Annotated in this window: 20 protein-coding genes; 12 read left to right on the top strand and 8 right to left on the bottom strand. The window is 72.3% G+C overall.

What is annotated here, in order from left to right; translation table 11 throughout:
* The first annotated feature begins 45 nt into the window (after window positions 1-45).
* The gene (locus tag A6A27_RS19125; protein ID WP_073835991.1) at window positions 46-1,014 is read left to right on the top strand and encodes a C40 family peptidase; all 969 of its coding nucleotides are present in this window, start codon (window positions 46-48) and stop codon (window positions 1,012-1,014) included.
* An 88-nt stretch (window positions 1,015-1,102) separates the two neighbouring features.
* On the opposite strand, the gene A6A27_RS19120 is transcribed toward A6A27_RS19125, so the two are convergent.
* The 3 genes from A6A27_RS19120 to A6A27_RS19110 form a co-directional block, all read right to left on the bottom strand.
* Window positions 1,103-2,092 carry a sigma-70 family RNA polymerase sigma factor gene (locus tag A6A27_RS19120; protein ID WP_198940363.1) on the bottom strand — a complete coding sequence of 330 codons (990 nt, stop codon included), beginning with the start codon at window positions 2,090-2,092 and terminating at the stop codon, window positions 1,103-1,105.
* A gap of 449 nt (window positions 2,093-2,541) precedes the next feature.
* Window positions 2,542-3,489 (bottom strand): N-acetylmuramic acid 6-phosphate etherase, encoded by a 948-nt coding sequence (murQ, locus tag A6A27_RS19115; RefSeq protein WP_073835989.1) that lies wholly within the window; start codon window positions 3,487-3,489, stop codon window positions 2,542-2,544.
* On the bottom strand, window positions 3,486-4,400 hold the full coding sequence (locus A6A27_RS19110) for a MurR/RpiR family transcriptional regulator (RefSeq protein ID WP_073835988.1): 915 nt from the start codon (window positions 4,398-4,400) through the stop codon (window positions 3,486-3,488). Before A6A27_RS19110 ends, murQ begins: the two co-directional genes overlap by 4 nt.
* A gap of 300 nt (window positions 4,401-4,700) precedes the next feature.
* On the opposite strand from A6A27_RS19110, the gene A6A27_RS19105 reads away from it, so the two are divergent.
* Window positions 4,701-5,456 (top strand): SDR family NAD(P)-dependent oxidoreductase, encoded by a 756-nt coding sequence (locus tag A6A27_RS19105; protein ID WP_073835987.1) that lies wholly within the window; start codon window positions 4,701-4,703, stop codon window positions 5,454-5,456.
* Here A6A27_RS19105 and A6A27_RS19100 read toward each other — a convergent pair.
* Window positions 5,441-6,172, bottom strand: coding sequence for a dTMP kinase (locus A6A27_RS19100; RefSeq protein WP_073835986.1), 732 nt, complete (start codon window positions 6,170-6,172; stop codon window positions 5,441-5,443). The two genes, A6A27_RS19105 and A6A27_RS19100, sit on opposite strands and share 16 nt — an antisense overlap.
* A 152-nt stretch (window positions 6,173-6,324) precedes the next feature.
* Here A6A27_RS19100 and A6A27_RS19095 point away from each other — a divergent pair, with 152 nt between their 5' ends.
* From A6A27_RS19095 to A6A27_RS45065, 4 genes are read left to right on the top strand one after another with little or no spacing between them, the layout of a single operon-like run.
* Window positions 6,325-6,909 carry a nucleotidyltransferase gene (locus A6A27_RS19095; protein WP_073835985.1) on the top strand — a complete coding sequence of 195 codons (585 nt, stop codon included), beginning with the start codon at window positions 6,325-6,327 and terminating at the stop codon, window positions 6,907-6,909.
* A 56-nt stretch (window positions 6,910-6,965) separates the two neighbouring features.
* Window positions 6,966-7,175, top strand: coding sequence for a hypothetical protein (locus tag A6A27_RS19090; RefSeq protein ID WP_241825342.1), 210 nt, complete (start codon window positions 6,966-6,968; stop codon window positions 7,173-7,175).
* A gap of 13 nt (window positions 7,176-7,188) precedes the next feature.
* Complete coding sequence (locus A6A27_RS19085) at window positions 7,189-7,917, top strand: metallophosphoesterase family protein (protein ID WP_073835983.1); 729 nt, start codon at window positions 7,189-7,191, stop codon at window positions 7,915-7,917.
* Window positions 7,918-7,953: 36 nt separating this feature from the next.
* A complete protein-coding gene (locus tag A6A27_RS45065; RefSeq protein ID WP_167402562.1) occupies window positions 7,954-8,100 on the top strand; it encodes a GPGG-motif small membrane protein in 147 nt (48 codons plus the stop codon).
* A gap of 178 nt (window positions 8,101-8,278) precedes the next feature.
* Here A6A27_RS45065 and A6A27_RS19080 read toward each other — a convergent pair whose 3' ends face one another.
* Window positions 8,279-9,058 (bottom strand): M23 family metallopeptidase, encoded by a 780-nt coding sequence (locus A6A27_RS19080; protein WP_073835982.1) that lies wholly within the window; start codon window positions 9,056-9,058, stop codon window positions 8,279-8,281.
* A gap of 262 nt (window positions 9,059-9,320) precedes the next feature.
* On the opposite strand from A6A27_RS19080, the gene A6A27_RS19075 reads away from it, so the two are divergent.
* The 5 genes from A6A27_RS19075 to A6A27_RS19055 all read left to right on the top strand — a co-directional run bounded on the left by A6A27_RS19075 (window position 9,321) and on the right by A6A27_RS19055 (window position 15,625).
* Entirely contained in the window at window positions 9,321-10,664 is a 1,344-nt protein-coding gene (locus A6A27_RS19075) for an ABC transporter substrate-binding protein (protein WP_073835981.1), read from the top strand.
* 71 nt (window positions 10,665-10,735) lie between these two features.
* Window positions 10,736-11,785: a carbohydrate ABC transporter permease gene (locus tag A6A27_RS19070; protein WP_073835980.1), complete on the top strand. Its 1,050-nt coding sequence runs from the start codon at window positions 10,736-10,738 to the stop codon at window positions 11,783-11,785.
* Window position 11,786: 1 nt separating this feature from the next.
* Window positions 11,787-12,749 (top strand): carbohydrate ABC transporter permease, encoded by a 963-nt coding sequence (locus A6A27_RS19065; RefSeq protein WP_073835979.1) that lies wholly within the window; start codon window positions 11,787-11,789, stop codon window positions 12,747-12,749.
* A gap of 63 nt (window positions 12,750-12,812) precedes the next feature.
* Complete coding sequence (locus A6A27_RS19060) at window positions 12,813-13,886, top strand: LacI family DNA-binding transcriptional regulator (RefSeq protein WP_073835978.1); 1,074 nt, start codon at window positions 12,813-12,815, stop codon at window positions 13,884-13,886.
* Between the two features lie 83 nt (window positions 13,887-13,969).
* On the top strand, window positions 13,970-15,625 hold the full coding sequence (locus tag A6A27_RS19055; RefSeq protein ID WP_073835977.1) for a glycoside hydrolase family 13 protein: 1,656 nt from the start codon (window positions 13,970-13,972) through the stop codon (window positions 15,623-15,625).
* Between the two features lie 82 nt (window positions 15,626-15,707).
* Here the strand turns inward: A6A27_RS19055 and A6A27_RS19050 are convergent, their stop codons facing one another.
* Genes A6A27_RS19050 through xylA form a run of 3 tightly spaced genes read right to left on the bottom strand, consistent with a single transcriptional unit; the run spans window position 15,708 to window position 19,795 of the window.
* The gene (locus tag A6A27_RS19050; protein WP_073835976.1) at window positions 15,708-17,120 is read right to left on the bottom strand and encodes an MFS transporter; all 1,413 of its coding nucleotides are present in this window, start codon (window positions 17,118-17,120) and stop codon (window positions 15,708-15,710) included.
* 24 nt (window positions 17,121-17,144) lie between these two features.
* Window positions 17,145-18,596: a xylulokinase gene (gene xylB, locus A6A27_RS19045; protein ID WP_073835975.1), complete on the bottom strand. Its 1,452-nt coding sequence runs from the start codon at window positions 18,594-18,596 to the stop codon at window positions 17,145-17,147.
* Window positions 18,597-18,607: 11 nt separating this feature from the next.
* Window positions 18,608-19,795 (bottom strand): xylose isomerase, encoded by a 1,188-nt coding sequence (gene xylA, locus A6A27_RS19040; RefSeq protein WP_073835974.1) that lies wholly within the window; start codon window positions 19,793-19,795, stop codon window positions 18,608-18,610.
* A 49-nt stretch (window positions 19,796-19,844) separates the two neighbouring features.
* Between xylA and A6A27_RS19035 the strand changes: the two genes are divergently transcribed.
* A complete protein-coding gene (locus A6A27_RS19035) occupies window positions 19,845-21,104 on the top strand; it encodes an ROK family transcriptional regulator (RefSeq protein WP_073835973.1) in 1,260 nt (419 codons plus the stop codon).
* Window positions 21,105-21,110 lie beyond the last annotated feature (6 nt).

The following is a 21,110-nucleotide window of genomic DNA, read 5'->3' as shown; positions in this document are numbered from 1 at the left end:
GGCGCGAAACGCTCCCGGCGACCGTGGGAGAGGAGCTTTCCGCTCTTGTCGTCCTTACGGATCCTGCTCCGCTCGCTGGTGGTCGCCGGCCTCTCGGCCGTGCTGATCGCCCCGGCGTCGGTGGCTCGGGCCGAGCCCACCCCTGCCGAGCTGACGAAGCAGATCGAGAAGTCCTCGACTGAGCTGGAGCGAATCGTCGAGTCCTACAACAAGCTCAACGAGGACATCAAGGCCAACCAGGCCGCCGCGGCCGCGTTGCAGGCCAGGATCGGCCCGTTGCAGGCGCAGGCCGAGCGCAGCCGCGCCGACGTGGGCATCCTCGCCGTCACCGCGTACAAGACCGGCGGGCTGCGCACCGCGCAGGCGCTGCTGGAGCCGAGCGGCTCGGCCACGCTGCCGGAGCGGCTGGGCACGCTGGACCAGCTGACCCGCCAGCGCCAGCAGACCATCGCCGGCTTCACCGCGGACCAACGCCGGCTGATCGACCAGAAGACCCGGCTCGACGCCACGCTCGCCCGTGAGGCGGCTCAGGCGAGGCAGCTCAGGGCCGGCAAGAAGAAGATCGAGGCCGACCTGGACCGCCTCTACCAGCTGCGGCGGCAGGCGTACGGCCGGGCCACCGAGGCACCCGGCTCGGCCAGCTCCGCCGGCAGTCCGCCGGCTGTCTCCGGCTCCGCCGGGGTGGCGGTGCGCTACGCGTACGGAGCGGTCGGCAAGCCGTACGTCTACGGGGCCGACGGCCCCAGCGGCTACGACTGCTCCGGGCTCACGCTGGCCGCGTGGCGCGCGGCCGGCAAGTCGTTGCCGCACAACGCGGCGATGCAGTGGAACGTCACCGCACGGATCAGCCGCAGTTCGCTGAAGCCCGGTGATCTGGTCTTCTACTCCGGCCTGGGTCACGTGGCGCTCTACGTGGGTGGCGGTCAGATCATCGACGCGCCCAGCGCCGGCCGCAACGTCAACAAGCGGGACATGAACATCATGTCCATCGCCGGTTACGGCCGGGTGCGCTGACCCCAAGAGCCCGCGCGGGCTCCCGGACGGCGAACGGCCGGCGTCCCCCTATCGGACGCCGGCCGCTCGTCTTGTCATTACTACCAGCTCAGGCTGCCTGCAGCCCCTCGGCCCGGGCCAGCTCACGGAGCCGGCCGAGGGCCTGGATCTCCAGCTGGCGGATCCGCTCCCGGGACAGCGAGAACCGCGACGCCACCTCGGTCAGCGAGTGCTCCCGGCCGTCCTCCAGGCCGTAGCGGGCCCGCATGATGCCGGCCGACCGGTCGTCGAGGTGGTTGAGCAGACCCTCGATGCGCTGCCGCTCCAGCCCGGTGAGGACGATTTCCTCCGGCGACGGGGCGTCGCTGTCGGCGACCAGGTCACCCAGGTTGGTGTCGCCGTCGTCACCGACCGGGGTGTCCAGCGACACCGTGTCCTGCGACCAGCGGACCAGCTCGTTGACCCGCTCGACGGTGACGCCGAGCGCCGCCGCGATCTGCTCCGGCTCCGGGTCGCTGCCCAGCTCGCGGGTGAGCTGGCGGGTCACGTTCCGCATCCGGTTGACGTCCTCGACCAGGTGCACGGGCAGCCGGACGGTCCGCTCCTGCTGGGCGATGGCCCGGCTGATCGCCTGGCGGATCCACCACGTCGCGTACGTGGAGAACTTGTAGCCACGCTCGTAGTCGAACTTCTCGACCGCCCGGACCAGGCCGGTGTTGCCCTCCTGGATCAGGTCCAGCATGGGCATGCCGGACCGCACGTACCGGCGGGCGATCGACACGACCAGTCGCAGGTTGGCGCGGATGAACAGGTCCTTCGCGCGCTCACCCTCGACGACCAGCCGCTCCAACTCCTCCCGCTCGACGCCGGCGGGGACGCGGTCCTCGCCGAGCAGATGCTCGGCGTAGAGGCCGGCCTCGATCGCCTTGGAGAGGTCGACCTCCTTGGCGGCGTCCAGCAGCGGCGTCCGGGAGATCTCGTGCAGGTAGACGCCGACCAGGTCCCGCTCCTCGGCGACCTCGTCGGTACGCATGCCGATGTTCTTGTCCACGATTGCCACGGTCCCCTCGCTAGCGCCGGTTGCCCGGTTCCTTGCCATCCCCACGTTCATCAGCCCTCCCCGTAACCTCTGCTGTGCCCGTAGGTGCTGACACCTACACAACAGTTGAGACGCGTTGGGGATTCCATGCCGTGAGTCGAAACTGTCACGAATGCCTGAGTAGTAGCTGAGAGCCCGGTCCATGTTTGCTGTCAGGACCCCTGCTCGGGTGGCTCGCGCACGCCCCGATGAAAAGACGCTCGGAGCAGCGGAATCGTTGCCGCCCGGGAAATCGCACCATTGCGAATTCCAAGAACACAGCGACCCGCGTCACCGCGGCATTGCGATCCTGGTCACTGCGAGATACGCATCGGCGGACCGGGCGGTTCAGCCACGGGTCAGGATTACCCCACGCTTCGATGAACAATCCGCAGCGCGGAAGCCGTCCCGGCCACGGCGTGACGTGCGTCGCAGCCGGGAGTGGGCGGGGTGAAGGGACGCCGGGCGGGTCAGGAGGCGAGCAGGGCCAGCGCGCCGCGCACCTGGTCGGCGGAGCGGGCCAGGGCGGCCCGGGCGGCGGAGACCTCCGCGCCGGAGACCAGCGAGACCAGGGCGGTCTTGAGGTCGCCGTCGGCCTCGTGCAGCGCTACCCGACAGATCTCCTCCGCGCAGCCGGTGGCCTCCATGAGGATCGAGATCATCCGGCCGCGCAGCTTGGCGTTGGTGGCGACCATGTCGATCATCAGGTTCGAGTAGACCCGACCGAGGCGCACCATCACGGCCGTGGAGAACGTGTTGAGCACCAACTTCTGCGCGGTGCCCGCCTTCATCCGGGTCGACCCGGTGACCACCTCGGGTCCGGTGTCCACCCCGATGAAGACGTCCACCGACGAGGCGGCGTCGGCCTCCGGATTGGCGCAGAGCAGCACGGTTGAGGCCCCCTGTGCCCGGGCGGCGGCGAGCGCCCCCAGTACGTATGGGGTGCGTCCGCTGGCGGCCAGCCCGACCACCAGGTCGCCGGCGCGTACGCAGCCGGTGGCGTCGGCGGCGCCGGCGCGCTCGTCGTCCTCGGCGTCCTCCACGGCCCGCCACATGGCCTCCGGGCCACCGGCGAGATGGGCGCAGAACCAGTGCCGCGGCGAGTTGAAGGTGGGGGCCAACTCCGCGGCGTCCAGCACGCCGAGCCGGCCGGAGGTGCCGGCGCCGAAGTAGTGCACCCGGTGCCCGCCGCGCAGCGCGGCCACGGCCAGGTCGACGGTCTCCGCGATCTCGTCGAGGACCGCCGCCACCGCCCCCGGCACCCGCCGGTCCGCCTCGTTGATGACGGTGAGCACCTCCCGGGTCGACATCAGGTCGAGGTCGACGCTGTGCGGGTTGCGCCGCTCGGTGGGCGCCCCCACCCGCACCACCGGCCGCACCGCGGTCACCTTGCCCGGCTCCACCCGTCCGGTCGTCATCCCCGCCTCCGCCCGGCGCCCACCCGATGCGACTGGACGGCCTCGGCGGTCACCTCCAGGGCCTTCTTCGCCCTAGCCCGGTTGCGCGCGGCCACTCCGACGAAGAGGCAGTCCACCACGGTGAGCTGGGCGAGCCGGCTGGCCATCGCCCCGGAGCGGTAGGTTGTCTCGCGGGCCGCTGTGGTGAGCACGAAGTCGGCCACCTCGGTGATCGGCGAGCGGGGGAAGTTGGTCAGCGCGACCGTGGTGGCGCCCCGCGCCCGGGCCTGCTCCAGCACCTCGATGACGTCCGATGTGGTGCCGGTGTGCGAGATGCCGACCGCGACGTCGCCCCGGCCGAGCAGGGCCACCGAGGTCAACGCGGTGTGCACGTCCGGGAAGTAGAAGGCGGTCCGGCCGATGCGGTGCAGCTTCTGCTGGAAGTCGGAGGCGACGAAGCCGCTGGCGCCGGCACCGTAGACGTCGATCCGGCCGGCCGCACCGATCGCCTCGACCACCTGCTCGCAGACGGCCGGGTCGAGCTGCTCGGCGGTCTCCTCGACGGCCCGTGCGTCGTTGAACGCGATGGTCGCGATGATCTGCGCCAGGTCGGCGCCGGGCGGGATGTCGCCGCCGACCACTCGGGCGTCCGGCGGCTCGATCCGCCGGGCGGCCTCGGCGGCGAGCCGGATCCGCAGCTGGGGGTAGCCTTCCATGCCCACCGACCGGCAGAACCGGATGACGGTGGCCTCCGAGGTCTCGGCGGCGGTGGCGAGGTCGGTGATGGTGCGCCGGGCGGCGTCCGCCGGATCGGCGACGACCAGCCGGGCGACCCGCTGCTCGGCCGGAGACAGCGACGGGAGCAGGCCGCTGATGTGGACGATCAGTCCACCGGGCTCGTGACTCGCAGAAATCTTCGGACTCTTCGCCACGGATGAAACTTACTTTCATGAGGCGCGACCGTCAACCATGACCGCGCGTATCGGGAAAAGTACCCCCTTCCGCGCCGGATCATCGCCGCAAGGGTCCCATTCCCGCGGCCCGCCCGCCTCATCCGCTCCGGTCGAGTCGGCCACGCCGACCGACCGTCGGACCGGCCTTCGTGCAGGTCACGCCGACCGGACGGCTTGGACCGGCCCGCCGGACGGACGGCTCCGGAGGCCCGGTCGGCATCGCCCCCGCCGGAACGCCCCCGACCACCGCCCCGCCCGGCGGGCGACTAGCGTGGGCCCATGGCGGAGCGCACGGTGCTGGTGACCGGGGGCACGGGCGGACTGGGCGGCGCGGTCACCGCGGCCTTCCTCAAGGCGGGCTGGCGGGTGGTCGTACCCGAACGGGAGGGCGATCCGACGGCGTCGGCGGGATCCGGACCGGTCCAGGTCCGGCGGCCACTCCGGCTCGACGCGTCTGACGCCGCGCCGCGCCCTGGAGCCGTCGCGGAGGCCGTCGGCGCGGACCTGCTGGAACCCGCCGGGGCGGCGCGGGCCGTCGCGGTGGCGGCCGCGGAGCCGAGCGCGCCGCTGCGCGCGGTGGTCAACCTGGTCGGGGGGTACGCCAGCGGCGGGCTGGTGCACGAGACCCCGGTCGAGGAGTTCGACCGGATGCTGCGGATCAACCTGCGCCCCACGTACCTGGTCACCCAGGCGGCACTGCCGCACCTGGTGGCGGCCGGCGGCGGCGCGGTGGTCTGCGTGTCGGCACGGGCCGCGGTGGCGCCCTTCCCCGGCGCGGCCGGCTACGCCACGGCCAAGGCGGCGGTGCTGGCCTTCGCCAACGCGGTGGCGGTGGAATACCGGCAGCGCGGGGTGCGGTGCAACACGGTGCTGCCGAGCGTGATCGACACCCCGGCCAACCGGGCCGCCCAGCCGGAGGCCGACCACCGGCGCTGGGTGCCGCCCGCCGAGATCGCCACGGTGATCCGCTTTCTCGCCTCCGACGAGTCCGCGCCGACCAGCGGGGCGAGCATCCCGGTCTACGGGCGGGCCTGAGCCGGCAGCGGGTCACCCCGGCCCGCCCCGCCGGAGGGTGGGCGGGTGCCACCCGGCGGCCCGCCCGTCGACGACGGCGGGTCGCCCGGGAGCCACTCGGTGAGGTGGGCGCGGATGCGGCGGGACACCTCGTCCGGCGTGCCGTTCGCGTCGACCACCACGAAGCTGGGGTATTCCGGCAGCGTCCGGTAGGCGGTGGCGGCGGAGGTGAGCCACCGCATGGTCTCGTGGTCGGTGCCGCGCCGCTCGATCCGCCGGTACGCCTCGGCCGGGTCGACGCTGAGCAGGATGGTTACCCGCGGCGCGGGGAAGATGCGGTAGCCGGCCCGGGCCAGCCGTTCCCACCGTTGTCCCCCGTGCGCCCGGATGCTGGCGTACTGGCAGGGGGACCAGCGGTCCATCACCGCGGTGCGACCGGTCACCAGGCAGCTCAGCAGGGCGAGGGCGATGGCGAGCCAGCGGAGCACGGACTCGACGGCGAGCAGCCCGTCGCGGCCGACCAGCCGTTGCGCGTCCGGCCGGCCGAGCCGTTGGGCGAGCCGGCCGAGCCAGCGACGACCGCCGGCGTTGCGGTGGTAGGTGGCGGCGTGGCCGGCGGCGGTGAGCGCCTCGGCGAGCCGGTGGGCCTGTGTGGTCTTGCCCGAGCCATCGATGCCGATCAGGGCGACGGCGCGCAGTCGGGCCCCGCCGCGCCGCCCCCGCAGTGACCTGGCCACCTGCCCCAGGCTAGCGGACCGGTGCCCGTCCCCGGCACTTTGTCCCGTTCCGGCCCGCCCCGTCCGCGCCACTGCGGCAACAGGTGTGGCCGACCGGTTCGCCGGGTACGCAACTTCATTCCCACCGCCACCCACGACGACGGGAGAACCAGATGGCCGAGCGCGGGGACGAGACCCTGGTGCACACCCTCAAGAAGGTCGCCGCCGTGCTCAAGCAGTCCGAGATCCCCTTCGCGCTCGGCGGCAGCTTCGCCGTGTACGCCCACGGCGGCCACTCGAGCGACCACGACGTGGACTTCCTGATCCGGGAGCAGGACGTCGACCGGGCCCTGGAGGCGCTGGTCGAGGCCGGCTTCACCGCCGAGCGGCCGCCCGAGGACTGGCTCGTCAAGGTCTACGACGAGGGGCGGATGGTGGATCTGATCCACCGGCCGATCGAGACTCCGGTGACCGAGGAGACCTTCGCCGACACCATCGTGCGGCCGGTCGACGCGATCCACATGCCGGTGCTCTCGGCCACCCAGCTGATGGTGCACAAGCTGCTGAGCTTCTCCCAGCACTACTGCGACTTCGCCCGGGCCCTGCCGCTGGCCCGCTCACTGCGCGAACAGATCGACTGGGAACGGGTACGGAAGGAGACGCAGCACTCGCCGTACGCCGAGGCGTTCCTGGTGCTGCTCGACCGGCTGGACGTGCTGCCGGAGAGCGGCACCACCGAGGGAAGGGAGACACCGTGACCGAGCAGCACGGCGACGCGCCGCCCGACGAGTACGTCGAGGCGGAGATCCAGCGCATGTTGGCCGAGGACCCGGCGATCGCCGAGCAGGGCATCACCGTGGTCTGCCTGGAGCGGGGCCTGGTGCTCTACGGCGAGGTGGAGAGCCCGCACCGACGGGAGGAGATCCTGCGCCGGGTCGCCGAGCGGTTCCCGCGCGTGCCTATTACCAGCGACATCGGGGTGATCCGGACCCAGGCGCCCAGCCAGGTCGAGGAGCTGCCGTGAGGGAGGTCGGACCGTGATCCGGATCGCCGCAGTCGGCGACGTGCACATGGACGAGGACGTTGTCGGGCGGTTCCGGCCGGCGCTGGACGAGCTGCCCGACTGCGCCGACGTGCTGCTGCTCGCCGGCGACCTGACCCGGCACGGCAGCGAGTCCGAGGCGCGCTGCGTGGCGCGGGAGTTCGGCAACCTCGGGGTGCCGGTGATCAGCGTGCTCGGCAACCACGAGCACCAGTGCGACGAGGTGCCACAGGTGGTGAAGGTGCTGGAGGACGTCGGCATCACCGTGCTGGAGGGGAACGGGATCGTGCTGGAGTGCGCTGGCGGGCGGCTCGGCGTGGCCGGGGCGAAGGGCTTCGGTGGTGGCTTCGCCGGGCGCTGCGCCAGCGACTTCGGTGAGCCGGAGATGAAGGCCTTCGTCCAGACCACCAAGGACAGCGCCGACGCGCTGGGCCGGGCGCTGCGCGGGCTGGAGTGCGACGTGCTGGTGGCTCTCACCCACTACTCCCCCGTGCCGGACACGCTCGCCGGCGAACCGCTGGAGATCTATCCGTTCCTCGGCTGCTACCAGCTCGGCCAGGCGATCGACTCGGCGCCCACCGCGCTGGCGCTGCACGGCCACGCCCACCACGGATCGGAGCGGGGCACCACCCCCGGCGGCGTCCGCGTCCGCAACGTCGCCCACCCCGTGATCAAGCAGGCGTACAGCATCTTCCACCTGGGGGATCACCTCGACCGGGGCTAGGTTTCTCGGATTCGGCGGCCGGGTACTGCACGAGCCATGGAGCTGATTCTCTGGATTCTCGCAGTCGTACTGGTGGTCGCCGGCATCCTCGCGCTGTTCCGCCGGCAGATCCTGTGGGGCATCGTCCTCATCATCGTCGGCCTGCTGGTCGGCCCGGGCGGCGTCAGCATCTTCAGCAGCTAGCCGCCGCACCCCACCGCCCCTGACCCGCCGGGGTCGTCGGGTCCGCGGGCTCCGTCCTCCCAGACTGGAGCCCGCGGACGCGACGACCCCGGCGCTTCGCGTTTCGGGCGGTCACCCACCCGACCGACCGGTTCGCCGGCCGGACGTGGGCTCGGGCGGGGCCCCGCGTCACTGCGGTTCAGCAGCGCGGTACGCCCGGGATGTAGCCGTCGTAGCCGGTGTAGACGTACGCGTCGGAGATGAATCGTCCGGTGCCGATCCGGTCCCAGATCGAGCTGGTGCCGTACGTGCCGGTGACCGTGGTGCCGCTGGTCTGGCAGTAGATGGTGACCTTCGCGCCGTCGGCGACCGAGCCGACCGCGCTGTAGTTGGTGCCCGGTCCGGAGCGGACGGTCAGGCTCACGCCGGACGTGGTGTTGACCGTGCCCTCCCCGGTGTTCGAGCCGGAGCAGCCGTTGTCGCTGGTGTACGTCTTGGTGCCCCAGTAGAGGGCGAGCGCCCCGTTGAACCGGACCTGGATGTCGTTGCCGTTGAGCCGCTGCTCGTAGTGCAGGTGCGGGCCGGTGGAGCCACCGGTGCTGCCCACGTACCCGATCACCCGGCCGTAGCCGACGGTCTGCCCGACCGAGACGTTGAAGCCGCTCAGGTGGGCGTAGTAGGTGGTGTAGCCGTTGCCGTGGTCGATCCGGACGTACTTGCCGTAGCTGGTGCCGCCGAGGTCGGTCACCCGGTCGACCGTGCCCGGCGCGCTGGCCACCACCGGGTCACCCAGGTCGTCCGTGCGGTTGAAGTCGATGGCGTAGGCCGGGCTGTGGTCGGACCGGGTCTGGCCCGACCAGGACTGGTTGCAGGGGAACGGGACCTTGAAGGTCGGGGCCGCCATGGCCGGAGCCGCCGGCACCAGGGTCGCCGCGAGGACGGCGCCCACGGCCGCCAGGCTGAACCACCGCTTGCGCATCCACTTCCTCCTATGTTGAAAGTTTTCTATCTGCCGTGCTCAGCGCGACAGAAAGCTCCATTGATGGAAAGGGGTTCCCTGCGGGCGGGATCAGCGGAGCGTGGGAGCGCGCCCACACGCGGTAAGTGGGTTTCGGGATTGTTACCGGGCCGTGTCCGGCAGGGGGGTGGACCCGACAAGATGCAAGCGCTTACATGTTGGGACGACCATCGGACCGGCGCGGGTTCGATCCCTCCACGCGCCGGCTAGGAAGGAGATCGGCATGGCGTTTGCCAGATCGCGCCAGGCTCTCGCGGTCGCCGGCGTTCTGGGGCTGGCGCTTGGCGTCACCGCCTGCGGCACCGGCAATGACAAGAAGAGCAGTAAGGCGAGTTCCCCCGAGTGCGCCGCGTACGAGAAGTACCAGGGCCACGACGGCAAGAAGGTCACCATCTACTCGTCCATCCGGGACATCGAGGCCGACCGCCTCGCGCAGTCCTGGAAGGAGTTCGAGAACTGCACCGGCATCAAGATCGACCACGAGGGCTCGGGTGAGTTCGAGGCCCAGCTCGGCGTCCGCGTGGACGGCGGCAACGCCCCCGACCTGGCCTTCATCCCGCAGCCGGGTCTGCTCAAGCGGTTCGCCGACGCGGGCAAGCTCAAGCCGGCCGGCGCCGACACCAAGGCCATGGCCGAGGGCAACTACTCCCCCGACTGGCTGAAGTACAGCACGGTGGACGGCAAGTTCTACGGCGCGCCGCTGGGCTCCAACGTGAAGTCCTACGTGTGGTACTCGCCGAAGATGTTCAAGGAGAAGGGCTGGACCGTCCCGGAGACCTGGGACGACCTGATCAAGTTGAGCGACACGATCGCGGGCACCGGCATGAAGCCGTGGTGCGCCGGCATCGAGTCCGGTGACGCCACCGGCTGGCCGGCCACCGACTGGATCGAGGACCTCATGCTGCGCATGACGTCGCCCGAGGTCTACGACCAGTGGACCACCCACGGCATCCCGTTCAACGACCCGCAGGTCGCCGGGGCGGTCGACAAGGCCGGCATGATCCTCAAGAACGAGAAGTACGTCAACGGCGGCTTCGGCGGCGTGAAGAGCATCGCCACCACCTCCTTCCAGGAGGCCGGCACGCCGATCACCGCCGGCAAGTGCGCGCTGCACCGGCAGGCGTCCTTCTACGCCAACCAGTGGCCGCAGGGCACCAAGGTGGCCGAGGACGGCGACGTCTTCGCCTTCTACTTCCCGGCCGTCGACCCGGCCAAGGGCAAGCCGGTGCTGGGTGGTGGCGAGTTCGTCACGGCGTTCGCCGACCGGCCCGAGGTCCAGGCCGTGCAGACCTACCTGGCCTCCGGCGAGTACGCCAACAGCCGCGCCAAGATCGGCGACTGGGTGTCGGCGAACAAGAAGCTCGACCTCGCCAACGTCCCGAACCCGGTGGACAAGCTCTCCGTCCAGATCCTCCAGGACCCGAAGACCGTCTTCCGCTTCGACGGCTCGGACCTGATGCCGGCCGCGGTCGGCGCGGGCACCTTCTGGAAGGGCATGGTCGACTGGATCAACGGCAAGGACACCGCCACGGTCCTGAACGGCATCGAGAGCAGCTGGCCGAAGTGATCTGACCCGGTGGTCCGGTCCGCTCGCGCGGACCGGACCACCGTCGGTCGATCCAACCCGAGGGAGGGTCGATGGAGTTCGACTTCGCGGAGGAACAGCCCAAGTTCCTCATGCTGATGTACGGGTTGATCGCTTTCGTCGCGGTGGTGGGTGGTCTGCTCCTGCTCCTCGACGTGGTGCCGGCCTGGTTCGCCCGCCGTCGCGACGCGCGGCTGCTCGCCGCCGTGACGAGCGGTGCCCCCCTGCTCCGTCGGCGGAAGCCACGGGAGGGCCTGTTCGCGCTCTTCTTCCTGCTGCCGACGCTGCTGTTCCTCGTCGTCGGGCTGGTGGTGCCGGCGATCCGCACCACCCTGCTCTCGTTCATGGACAAGGACAGCACCAACTGGGTGGGACTGCGCAACTACGGCTGGCTGTTCTCCGAGCCCTCGATCGTCCGGGTGCTGACCAACACCCTGATCTGGGTGCTCCTGGTACCGCTGGTCGCCACCGCCTTCGGCCTGATCTACGCCGTGCTGGTGGACCGGGCCCGGCTCGAGGCGCTGGCCAAGTCCCTGATCTTCCTACCGATGGCGATCTCGTTCGTCGGTGCCAGCATCATCTGGAAGTTCGTCTACGCGTACCGCGGCGAGGACCAGGAGCAGATCGGTCTGCTCAACCAGATCGTGGTCAGCCTCGGCGGTGCGCCGAAGCAGTGGCTGCTCGACTCGCCGCTGAACACGTTCCTGCTGATCGTGATCATGGTGTGGATCCAGGCCGGTTTCGCCATGGTGGTGCTCTCCGCCGCCATCAAGGCCATTCCGGCCGACATCGTCGAGGCGGCCCGGTTGGACGGGGTCACCCCGTGGCAGATGTTCTGGCAGATCACCATGCCGAGCATCCGGCCGGCGCTGATCGTGGTCGTGGTGACGATCTCCATCGCCACGCTCAAGGTCTTCGACATCGTCCGGACCGCCACCAACGGCAACTACGAAACCAGCGTGATCGCGAACGAGATGTACAACCAGGCGTTCCGGTACGGCCAGCCGGGGCAGGGTTCCGCCCTGGCGGTGTTCCTCTTCATCCTGGTCATCCCGATCGTGATCTACCAGATCCGCAACCTGCGTCAGCAGCGGGAGGGCTGAGATGACCACCGCCACCCCCACCGTCGGAGCCGGCGTCCAGGCGACCACGAAGACCTCCCGGGCCGCCCGCGTCCGCAGGCGCTTGAACAGCCGGGCCGCCACGCTGGTCTCCATCGTCATCGCGCTGCTCTGGACGGTGCCGACCTTCGGCCTGTTCATCTCCTCGTTCCGGCCGGAGGACCAGATCAAGACCACCGGCTGGTGGACGTTCTTCACGGACCCGCAGTTCACGATGGAGAACTACCAGGAGGTGCTCTTCAGCAGCTCCTCCTCGGCCGGGCAGCTCGCCAGCTACTTCATCAACTCACTGGCGATCACCATCCCGTCGGTGCTCTTCCCCATCGCGTTCGCGGCGCTGGCCGCGTACGCGCTGGCCTGGATCAACTTCAAGGGACGGGACTGGCTCTACATCGCGATCTTTTCGTTGCAGATCGTGCCGCTCCAGATGGCCCTGGTGCCGCTGCTGAAGTTCTTCTCCACCGGCGTCACCATCGCCGGCCTCCAGGTGCTCCCGGCCTGGGAACTCGACGGCGCACAGAAGTTCGCTCAGGTGTGGTTCGCGCACACCTGCTTCGCGCTCCCGTTCGCCGTGTACCTGCTGCACAACTTCATCTCGCAGCTGCCCCGGGATCTGATGGAGGCGGCCCGGGTCGACGGGGCCACCCACCCGAAGATCTTCCGCACCATCGTCCTGCCGCTGATCACGCCCGCCCTGGCCGCGTTCGGCATCTTCCAGTTCCTCTGGGTCTGGAACGACCTGCTGGTCGCGCTGATCTTCGCGGGCGGCACCAAGGAGACCGCCCCGCTGACCGTCCGGCTCGCCGAGATGGCCGGCACCCGGGGCAACGAGTGGCAGCGGCTCACGTCCGGCGCGTTCGTGTCGATCGTCGTACCGCTGATCGTGTTCCTGTCCCTCCAGCGCTACTTCGTGCGCGGCCTGCTCGCTGGCAGCGTCAAGGGCTGACCCGCTGCTCCGCCGCCGCCGGTCTCGGCGGCGGCGGAGGCGGAGCGGAGCGGGGGAACAACGATGACGAAGATTGATGACGTCGCCCGCCTGGCCGGGGTCTCCACGGCCACCGTCTCCCGGGCGCTGCGCGGCCTTCCGACGGTGTCGGCCGCGACGCGGCGCCGGGTCCTCGCCGCGGCCGAGCAGCTCCAGTACGCGGTCTCGCCGAGCGCCTCCCGGCTGGCCGGCGGGAAGACCGGCACGGTCGGCGTCGTGGTTCCCCGGATCACCCGCTGGTTCTTCGGGACGGTCGTGGAGGCTGTCGAGGACTTCCTCCACCAGAACGGGTACGACCTGCTCCTCTACAACCTCGGTGGCCGGGAGCAGACCCGGCAGCGGGTGCTGCGGACCGCCAACCTGGACAAGCGGATGGACGCGATCATCCTGGTCGCCACCCCGCTGCGGCCGGCGGACGTGACCGCGCTGACCAGGCTGGCCCTGCCGGGTGTGACCATCAGCTCCGGCAGCGGCGTGCCCGGCTGGCCCCGGGTACGCATCGACGATGTGGCCGCGGGACGGACCGCCACCCAGCACCTGCTCGACCTCGGCCACACCCGGATCGCGCACATCTCCGGCGACCCGGACGACGAGTTGGCCTTCACCACGCACCTGGACCGCCGCCGCGGCTACCAGGACGCGCTGCGCGCGGCCGGGGTCCGGCCCGACCCGAGCCTGGACGTCGAGTCGCAGTTCACCATCGACGGCGGCATCCGGGCCACCGCCGAGCTGCTGGCCCGGGGCGAGCCGCCCACCGCGATCTTCGCCGCCTGCGACGAGATGGCCATGGGCGCGATGACGGCACTGCGCGACGCCGGGCTGCGGGTGCCGCGCGACGTCAGCGTGATCGGCATCGACGACCACGACCTGGCCGGCGTGCTCGGGTTGAGCACCGTCGCCCAACCCGCCGCGGAGCAGGGGCTGCTCGCCGCCCGGATCCTGCTCGACCCGCTGGGGGTGCGCACCGCCGACCCGTACCCGGGGAGGGTGCCGCGACCACGCCGCGGGGACGCCGACGGCGAGCCACCGACGCGGTCGGTGATCCTGCCCACTCGACTGGTGGTGCGTGAATCGACCGCGCCACCGCGGGCAAACTAAACGGATTCGGCCGTCCGGGTGACGGCCGCGGGAATGACCGACCGGCCGGCGGACGACCACCGCTCGACACAGGGGAGAAGGCTCTGAACACCGACGCGACGCAGCAGGAACCGGCCGGCGGCCCGGCCACCGGCTGGTGGACCGAGGCCGTCATCTACCAGATCTACCCGCGCTCGTTCGCCGACGCGAACGGCGACGGGATCGGCGACCTCCCCGGCATCACCGCCCGCCTCGGTCACCTGACCGAGCTGGGGGTCGACGCCGTCTGGCTGTCCCCCTTCTACCCGTCACCGCAGGCCGACGCCGGGTACGACGTGGCCGACTACCGGGACGTCGACCCGCTCTTCGGCACCCTCGCCGACGCCGACGCGATGATCGCCGAGGCGAAGGCGCGCGGGCTACGGGTGATCGTCGATCTGGTACCCAACCACACCTCGTCCGCGCACCGCTGGTTCCAGGAGGCGCTGGCCGCCGGTTCGGGCAGCCCGGAGCGGCAGCGCTACATCTTCCGGGACGGCCGCGGCCCGCAGGGCGCCGAGCCGCCGAACGACTGGCAGAGCGTCTTCGGCGGTCCGGCGTGGACCCGGGTACCCGACGGCCAGTGGTACCTGCACCTCTTCGACCCCGGCCAGCCCGACCTGAACTGGGGCAACCCGGAGGTCCACGCCGAGTTCCTGGACATCCTGCGGTTCTGGCTGGACCGGGGTGTCGACGGCTTCCGGGTGGACGTGGCGCACGGCCTGATCAAGCAGGCCGATCTGGCTGACTGGCAGGAGCCGCAGGAGATCCTCTCCGGCCCCGAGGTGGACAAGCCCCGCCCGCCGATGTGGGACCAGGACGGGGTGCACGAGATCTACCGGGACTGGCGGCGGCTGCTCGACTCGTACGGCGGGGAGCGCATCCTGGTCGCCGAGGCCTGGGTGGAGCCGGCCGAGCGGCTGGCCCGCTACGTCCGGCCCGACGAGATGCACCAGGCGTTCAACTTCGAGTACCTGCTCGCCGCCTGGACCGCCCCGGCCCAGTACGCGGTCGTCACCCGCTCGCTGGAGGCCACCGACACGGTCGGCGCGCCCACCACCTGGGTGCTGTCCAATCACGACGTGGTCCGGCACGCCTCCCGGCTGGGCCTGCCGATCGGCATTCCCCGGCCGAACGGGATCGGCATCGGCGATCCGCAGCCCGACGCCGCGCTCGGCCTGCGCCGGGCCCGGGCGGCCACCCTGCTGATGCTGGCCCTGCCCGGCTCCGCGTACCTCTACCAGGGCGAGGAGCTGGGGCTGCCGGAGCACACCACGCTGCCGGACGAGGTGCGGCAGGACCCGACCTGGGAGCGCAGCCAGCACACCGAGCGGGGCCGGGACGGCTGCCGGGTGCCGATCCCGTGGGAGGCCGACGCCCCGTCGTACGGCTTCGGGCCGACCGACGCGAGCTGGCTCCCCCAGCCCCCGATCTGGGCCGAGTACGCCCTCGACCGGCAGCGCGGGGTGCCCGGCTCGACGTACGAGCTGTACCGGACCGCGCTGCGGCAGCGCCGCGAGCACGGGCTGGGCGCCGGGGCGCTGCGCTGGCTCTCCTCCGGAGACGAGGTGCTCACCTTCACCAACGCCGGGCTCACCGTGCTGACCAACTTCGGCCCGGCACCGGTGCCCCTGCCGGCCGGTGCCGAGGTGCTGGTGGCCAGCGCACCGCTGGAGGACGACGCCGTCCCCACCGACGTCACGGTCTGGTACCGCGCCTGACGGTGATCCACCCGCCCGCCGGTCCCACCGTCTGCGGGGCCGGCGGTCGGCGGCGCCCCACGAAGCGGCGGCGCGAGAGAGGTCAGAGGCGGCCGGCGCGGGTGTGCAGGAGGTCGTGGACCTGCGCGATGTCGCGCGGCGAGGTACGGGCGGCGAGCCAGTACATCAGGCCGGTCGGGATGAAGAAGAGCTGGAACACGGCCAGGCCGACCGCGTAGTTCAGCGGCGGCGGGAAGGCCGCCCGCAGCGCGTGGAAGGCCACCCCGACCAGCCCGTTGCCGGCCGCCCGGCCGACCCCGTTGACCAGGTTGCCCAGGCTGTAGACGGTGCCCCGGTGCTCGGGCGGGTTGACGTCGGCGATCAGCGCGAACCAGTTCGGCGAGTTGGCGGAGGTGAGCGCGAGCGCGAGCACCGCGGTCAGCAGGCTCAGCCCGACCGTGGGCTCGGTGACCACGCTGGTCAGCACCGCGGCGATCACCGCGCCGGAGCTGCCGCCGTTCGGCACGTCGATCCGGATCGGCACCAGGAAGAGCACCAGGTAGAACGGCACGGCCGCGAGGATGCCCACCGCCGCGACGAGAGCCCGGCCGCTGGGCGTACGCCGCTGCAGCGCGTCGCCGGCCAGGCCGCCCACGATGGACAGCACCCCGCCGAGCTGGAACAGGGTGGCGAACACGCTGCCCACCACCACGGCGGTGGCGGGCGAGTAGCCCTGCGCCTCGGCACGCTGGGCGAACAGCACCGGCAGCCACACCAGGGACCCAAACGCCGCCTGCGCGGTCAGTCCCTGGAGGATCAGCCAGCGGTTGGTCCGCCGGCCCAGGATCCGGGGCAGGTCGGCCCGGCTGATCCGGTAGTCGTACTCGGCGCCGGCGTCGAGGACCGCGGCCAGCTCCGGCTCGCTCTGCCCGCGCCGGATGTCGTACGTGAACAGGTAGGCGACGGTGGCGGCCAGGCCGACCACGGTGAGCAGCAGGAACGGCCGACGCCAGTCGGTGGCGCCGAGGATGCCGCCGACGAGCGTCCCGGCGAGGGTGCCGACGCCCTGCGAGAGCCCCCAGAAGCTCATCACCAGGCCCCGGCGGCGGGGCGAGATCAGGTCGGTGACCACCGAGAAGCCGACCGAGCCGACGGCACCCAACCCGACCGCGGCGACGAGCTGGGCGACCAGGAACGTCGGATAGTGCTGGGCCAGGGCGCTGCCGCCGGTGCCGGCCGCCCAGATCAGCGTGCCGACCATCAGCAGCGGCTTGCGGTTGGTCCGGTCGCCCACGTACGCCCAGCCGACCGCGGCGACCGCGCTGACCAGGAAGCTCACCGCGGTGACCAGACCGAGGAGCCGCTGCGGCACTCCCAGCGCGCCGGAGATCGGCCCGTACAGCGGCGGGACCAGGCCGATCGCCACGTTGTCCAGCGAGGCGAGCACCACGAACACGAGCACGCTGTAGAACCGGTGGGCCGCGCTGCCGCGCCGGGGGATCCTGGTGCCGCTCATGCCCGGCAGCCAATCAGGTGGAGATCACGGGACGGTGTCGAGGCGGTCCACGACCAGGTCCCGGGCCCGGGTGTAGCGCGCCCGGACGGCGGGTACGGGCACCGCCCCGTACTCCTCGGTGTCGCCGACCGTCCACGCCGGTGGCGCCGCGCCGCCCAGGGCGACCCAGGCGGCCTGGCGGGCGGCGCCGTCGGCGACGTACTCGCCGGGCGGCGGCACCACCACGGGCCGGCCGAAAACCTGCGGGGCGATCCGCCGCACGGCCGCCGACCGGGCCCCGCCGCCGACCAGGATGACCCGGCGGGCGGTGGCACCCTGCGCGGTCAACGCGTCCAAGCCGTCGGCGAGCGCGCAGAGCATCCCCTCCACGGCGGCCCGGGCCAGGTGGGCCGGGGTCGAGCTGCCCAGGGTGAGGCCGTGCAGCGACCCGGTGGCGGAGGGCCGGTCCGGGGTCCGCTCCCCTTCCAGGTAGGGGACCATGACCAGCCCATCGGCGCCGGGCGGGGCGGCCAGGGCCAGCTCGCTCAGCTCGGCGAGGCCGACCCCGAGCAGGGTCGCGGCGGCGTCGAGCACCCGGGCCGCGTTGAGCGTGCAGACCAGCGGCAGGAAGCGGCCGGTGGCGTCGGCGAAGCCGGCCACCGCCCCGTTCGGATCGGCGGCGGCCGCGTCGGCCACCGCGAAGACCGTGCCGGAGGTGCCGACCGAGACGACCACGTCGCCCCGGCCGGCACCGACCCCGAGCGCCGCGGCGGCGTTGTCGCCGGTGCCGGGGCCGAGCAGGACGGCACCGGTGCCGCCCCGGCCGGCGAGCGCCGCCGGGTCCAACGGCCCGGCCGGGTCCGCCGGACCGAGCACCGCGGGCACCCGGAGCTGCCGCCCGAAGGCGCGTTCCAGCAGGTCGAGACGGTACGCACCGGTCCGGGGCGACCAGTAGCCGGTGCCGCTGGCGTCGCCCCGGTCGGTGCGCAACGCGTCGAGCCCCGGCGCGCCGGCCAGCCGCCATGTGAGCCAGTCGTGCGGCAGACAGACCGCGGCCACCCGGTCGGCGTGCGCCGGCTCGTGCCGGGCCAGCCAGCGCAGCTTGGTGGCGGTGAAGCTGGCCACCGGCACGCTGCCGGTCGCCTCGGCCCAGAACCGCCGGCCGGCCTCGCCGCCGCCCGCCTCGGCGATCAGCTCCTGTGCGGCGCCGGCGGAGCGGGTGTCGTTCCAGAGCAGGGCGGGGCGGACCACCTGGCCCGTCTCGTCCAGGCACACCATGCCGTGCTGCTGGCCGGCGACCGACACGGCCGCGACGTCGGCCAGCCCGCCGGCCGCGTCGACGGCCGCCAGCAGGGCCGCCCACCACGCCTGCGGGTCGACCTCGGTGCCGTCCGGGTGGGGAGCCCTGCCCTGTCGGACCAGCGTGCCGGTCTCCGCGTCGCGGACGACGACCTTGCAGGACTGGGTGGACGAGTCGACCCCGGCGACGAGCGGCATGGCGGCCCGCCTCAGCGCGCGCCGAGCAGGTGCTCGACGGCGAGCTGGTTGAGCCGGACGAAGCCGTAGCCCTGTGCCCCGGCCGCCTCCGGGTCGAACTCCTCGAACGCGGACCGGTCGGCGAGCAGGTCGGCGTAGCTCTCCCCTGGCGCCAGCGTCGGCGTCGCCAGCTCGCCGACCTTGCTGGCGGCCAGCGCCTCGGCCACCTCCGGGTCGGCCCGGAACGCCGCCGCCCGCTCCTTGAGCAGGAGGTACGTGCGCATGTTCGCCTCCGCCGACGCCCACACCCCGGTCATGTCCTCGGTACGCGAGGGCTTGTAGTCGAAGTGCCGCGGCCCGTCGTACGCGGGACCGCCGTTCGGGCCGCCGTGCTCCAGCAGGTCCACCAGGGCGAACGCGTTGAGCAGGTCGCCGTGGCCGAAGACCAGGTCCTGGTCGTACTTGATGCCCCGCTGGCCGTTGAGGTCGATGTGGAACAGCTTGCCCTGCCAGAGCGCCTGGGCGATGCCGTGGGCGAAGTTGAGCCCGGCCATCTGCTCGTGCCCGACCTCCGGGTTCAGCCCGACCCGCTCGGGGTGGGCCAGGGTGGAGATGAAGGCCAGCGCGTGCCCGACGGTGGGGAGCAGGATGTCGCCGCGCGGCTCGTTCGGCTTGGGCTCGAGGGCGAACCGCAGGTCGTAGCCCTGGTCGACGACGTACTGGCAGAGCAGGTCGACGGCCTCCCGGTAGCGGTCCAGCGCGGCGCGGACGTCCTTCGCCAGGTCGTACTCGGCGCCCTCCCGGCCGCCCCACATGACGAAGGTGCGGGCACCCAGATCGGCGGCCAGGTCGACGTTGCGCAGCACCTTGCGCAGGGCGTAGCGGCGGACGTCGCGATCGTTGCTAGTGAAGCCGCCGTCCTTGAAAACCGGGTGGGTGAAGAGGTTGGTGGTGACCATCGGCACGACCAGGCCGGTCTCGTCGAGGGCCTTGCGGAACCGGGTCAGGTGGGCGTCCCGGGTCGCCGGGTCCGCGCCGAAGGGGACCAGGTCGTCGTCGTGGAAGGTGATCCCGTACGCCCCGAGCTCGGCGAGCTTATGCACCGCCTCGACCGCGTCCAGCGATGGCCGGGTGGCGTCGCCGAACGGGTCACGGGCCTGCCAGCCGACCGTCCAGAGACCGAAGGAGAACTTGTCGGCGGGAGTGGGACGGGTTGCCATGGCAGACCTCCGGTGGTGTCGTCCGCAATTTGTTCAGTGGTTGAATTAAATGGCCACCGTGTGGCAGTGTCAAGGGGTGACCAGCGCCAGCACCGCCGGGGCCGTCCGGCAGGGCAGCCTCCGCGAGCTCAACCTGGCGGTGGTGCTCCGGCGGATCGCCGCCGCCGAGCGGCCCCCCTCCCGGGCCGAGATCGCCGCCGGGACCGGGCTGACCCGGGCCACCGTCTCCGCCGTCGTCGACGACCTGATCGCCGGTCGGCTGGTCGCCGAGGCGGACCCCGCACCACGTACCGGGGCCGGGCGGCCGGCCCGCGGCCTGGTGCTGGCCGCCGACGGCCCGGCCGGGCTCGGGCTGGAGGTCAACGTCGACTACCTGGCCGCCTGCGTGGTCGACCTGACCGGCGCGGTACGCCACCACGTGGTGCGCCGCGCCGACCTGCGGCCGCTCTCCCCCGCCGACGCCCTGGACCGGCTCGCCGCGCTCGCCGCCGAGGCCCGCGCCGCGGCCGTACACGACGGGCTGACCCTGGCCGGCGCGGCGCTCGCCGTGCCGGGCCTGGTCGGCGACGGCGGCCTGGTCCGGCTCGCACCCAACCTCGGCTGGCGGGACGTGGACGTCCCCGGGCTGCTCGCCGGGCACCCGCTCGCCGAGCCGGTCGACGGGATCCCGCCGCTGGTCGTCGACAACGAGGCCAACCTCGCCGCCCTCGGCGAATTGCACGCCGGCCCGCCCGGGTCGGCCAGCTTCCTGCACATCTCGGGTGAGATCGGCATCGGTGCCGGGATCGTGCTCGACGGGGTGCTGTATCGGGGCGCGCGCGGCTGGAGCGGCGAACTGGGCCACATCCCGGTGCACCCGGAGGGGCGGCCCTGCCGCTGCGGCGGCCGCGGCTGCCTTGAGCGGTACGCGGGCCAGGAGGCCGTCCTGGCCGCCGCCGGACTGTCCGGCGGCGAGTTGCCCGCCGACACCGCCGCGACCCGGCTGGCGGACCTCGCGGCAGCCGACGATCCGGCCACCCTGGCCGCCCTGGCCGACGCCGGGACGGCCCTCGGCGTGGCCGTGGCCGGCGTGGTGAACCTGCTGGACCTGGACACCGTGGTGCTCGGCGGCGGATACGCCCCGCTTGCCCCCTGGCTCGCCCCGCCGGTGGTCGCCGAGATCTCCCGGCGGGTGCTCACCGCGGCATGGTCACCGGTAACGGTGCGCCCGGCCGCGCTCGGCGCGCAGTCCGCGGCGGTCGGCGGGGCCGCCTCGGTGGCCCGCCGGATCATCGAACGCCCGGTCGGTTGGCTGGCCCGTTCCGGCTGATCCCGG

The sequence above is a fragment of the Micromonospora sp. CB01531 genome (genome assembly GCF_001905095.1).
In the GTDB taxonomy this organism is placed as follows: Bacteria; Actinomycetota; Actinomycetes; order Mycobacteriales; family Micromonosporaceae; genus Micromonospora.
The sequence above is the reverse complement of the archived record's forward strand: the minus strand, read 5'-3'. Positions and strand labels throughout refer to the sequence as shown.

Coding starts and splice junctions, on each gene's coding strand:
- A6A27_RS19120 (WP_198940363.1), bottom strand. CDS start 2,092: ATGGCAAGGAACCGGGCAACCGGCGCTAGCGAGGGGACCGTGGCAATC.
- murQ (WP_073835989.1), bottom strand. CDS start 3,489: ATGACGACCGGACGGGTGGAGCCGGGCAAGGTGACCGCGGTGCGGCCG.
- A6A27_RS19105 (WP_073835987.1), top strand. CDS start 4,701: ATGGCGGAGCGCACGGTGCTGGTGACCGGGGGCACGGGCGGACTGGGC.
- A6A27_RS19095 (WP_073835985.1), top strand. CDS start 6,325: ATGGCCGAGCGCGGGGACGAGACCCTGGTGCACACCCTCAAGAAGGTC.
- A6A27_RS19090 (WP_241825342.1), top strand. CDS start 6,966: ATGTTGGCCGAGGACCCGGCGATCGCCGAGCAGGGCATCACCGTGGTC.
- A6A27_RS45065 (WP_167402562.1), top strand. CDS start 7,954: ATGGAGCTGATTCTCTGGATTCTCGCAGTCGTACTGGTGGTCGCCGGC.
- A6A27_RS19080 (WP_073835982.1), bottom strand. CDS start 9,058: ATGCGCAAGCGGTGGTTCAGCCTGGCGGCCGTGGGCGCCGTCCTCGCG.
- A6A27_RS19075 (WP_073835981.1), top strand. CDS start 9,321: ATGGCGTTTGCCAGATCGCGCCAGGCTCTCGCGGTCGCCGGCGTTCTG.
- A6A27_RS19070 (WP_073835980.1), top strand. CDS start 10,736: ATGGAGTTCGACTTCGCGGAGGAACAGCCCAAGTTCCTCATGCTGATG.
- A6A27_RS19065 (WP_073835979.1), top strand. CDS start 11,787: ATGACCACCGCCACCCCCACCGTCGGAGCCGGCGTCCAGGCGACCACG.
- A6A27_RS19060 (WP_073835978.1), top strand. CDS start 12,813: ATGACGAAGATTGATGACGTCGCCCGCCTGGCCGGGGTCTCCACGGCC.
- A6A27_RS19050 (WP_073835976.1), bottom strand. CDS start 17,120: ATGAGCGGCACCAGGATCCCCCGGCGCGGCAGCGCGGCCCACCGGTTC.
- xylB (WP_073835975.1), bottom strand. CDS start 18,596: ATGCCGCTCGTCGCCGGGGTCGACTCGTCCACCCAGTCCTGCAAGGTC.
- xylA (WP_073835974.1), bottom strand. CDS start 19,795: ATGGCAACCCGTCCCACTCCCGCCGACAAGTTCTCCTTCGGTCTCTGG.
- A6A27_RS19035 (WP_073835973.1), top strand. CDS start 19,845: ATGGCCACCGTGTGGCAGTGTCAAGGGGTGACCAGCGCCAGCACCGCC.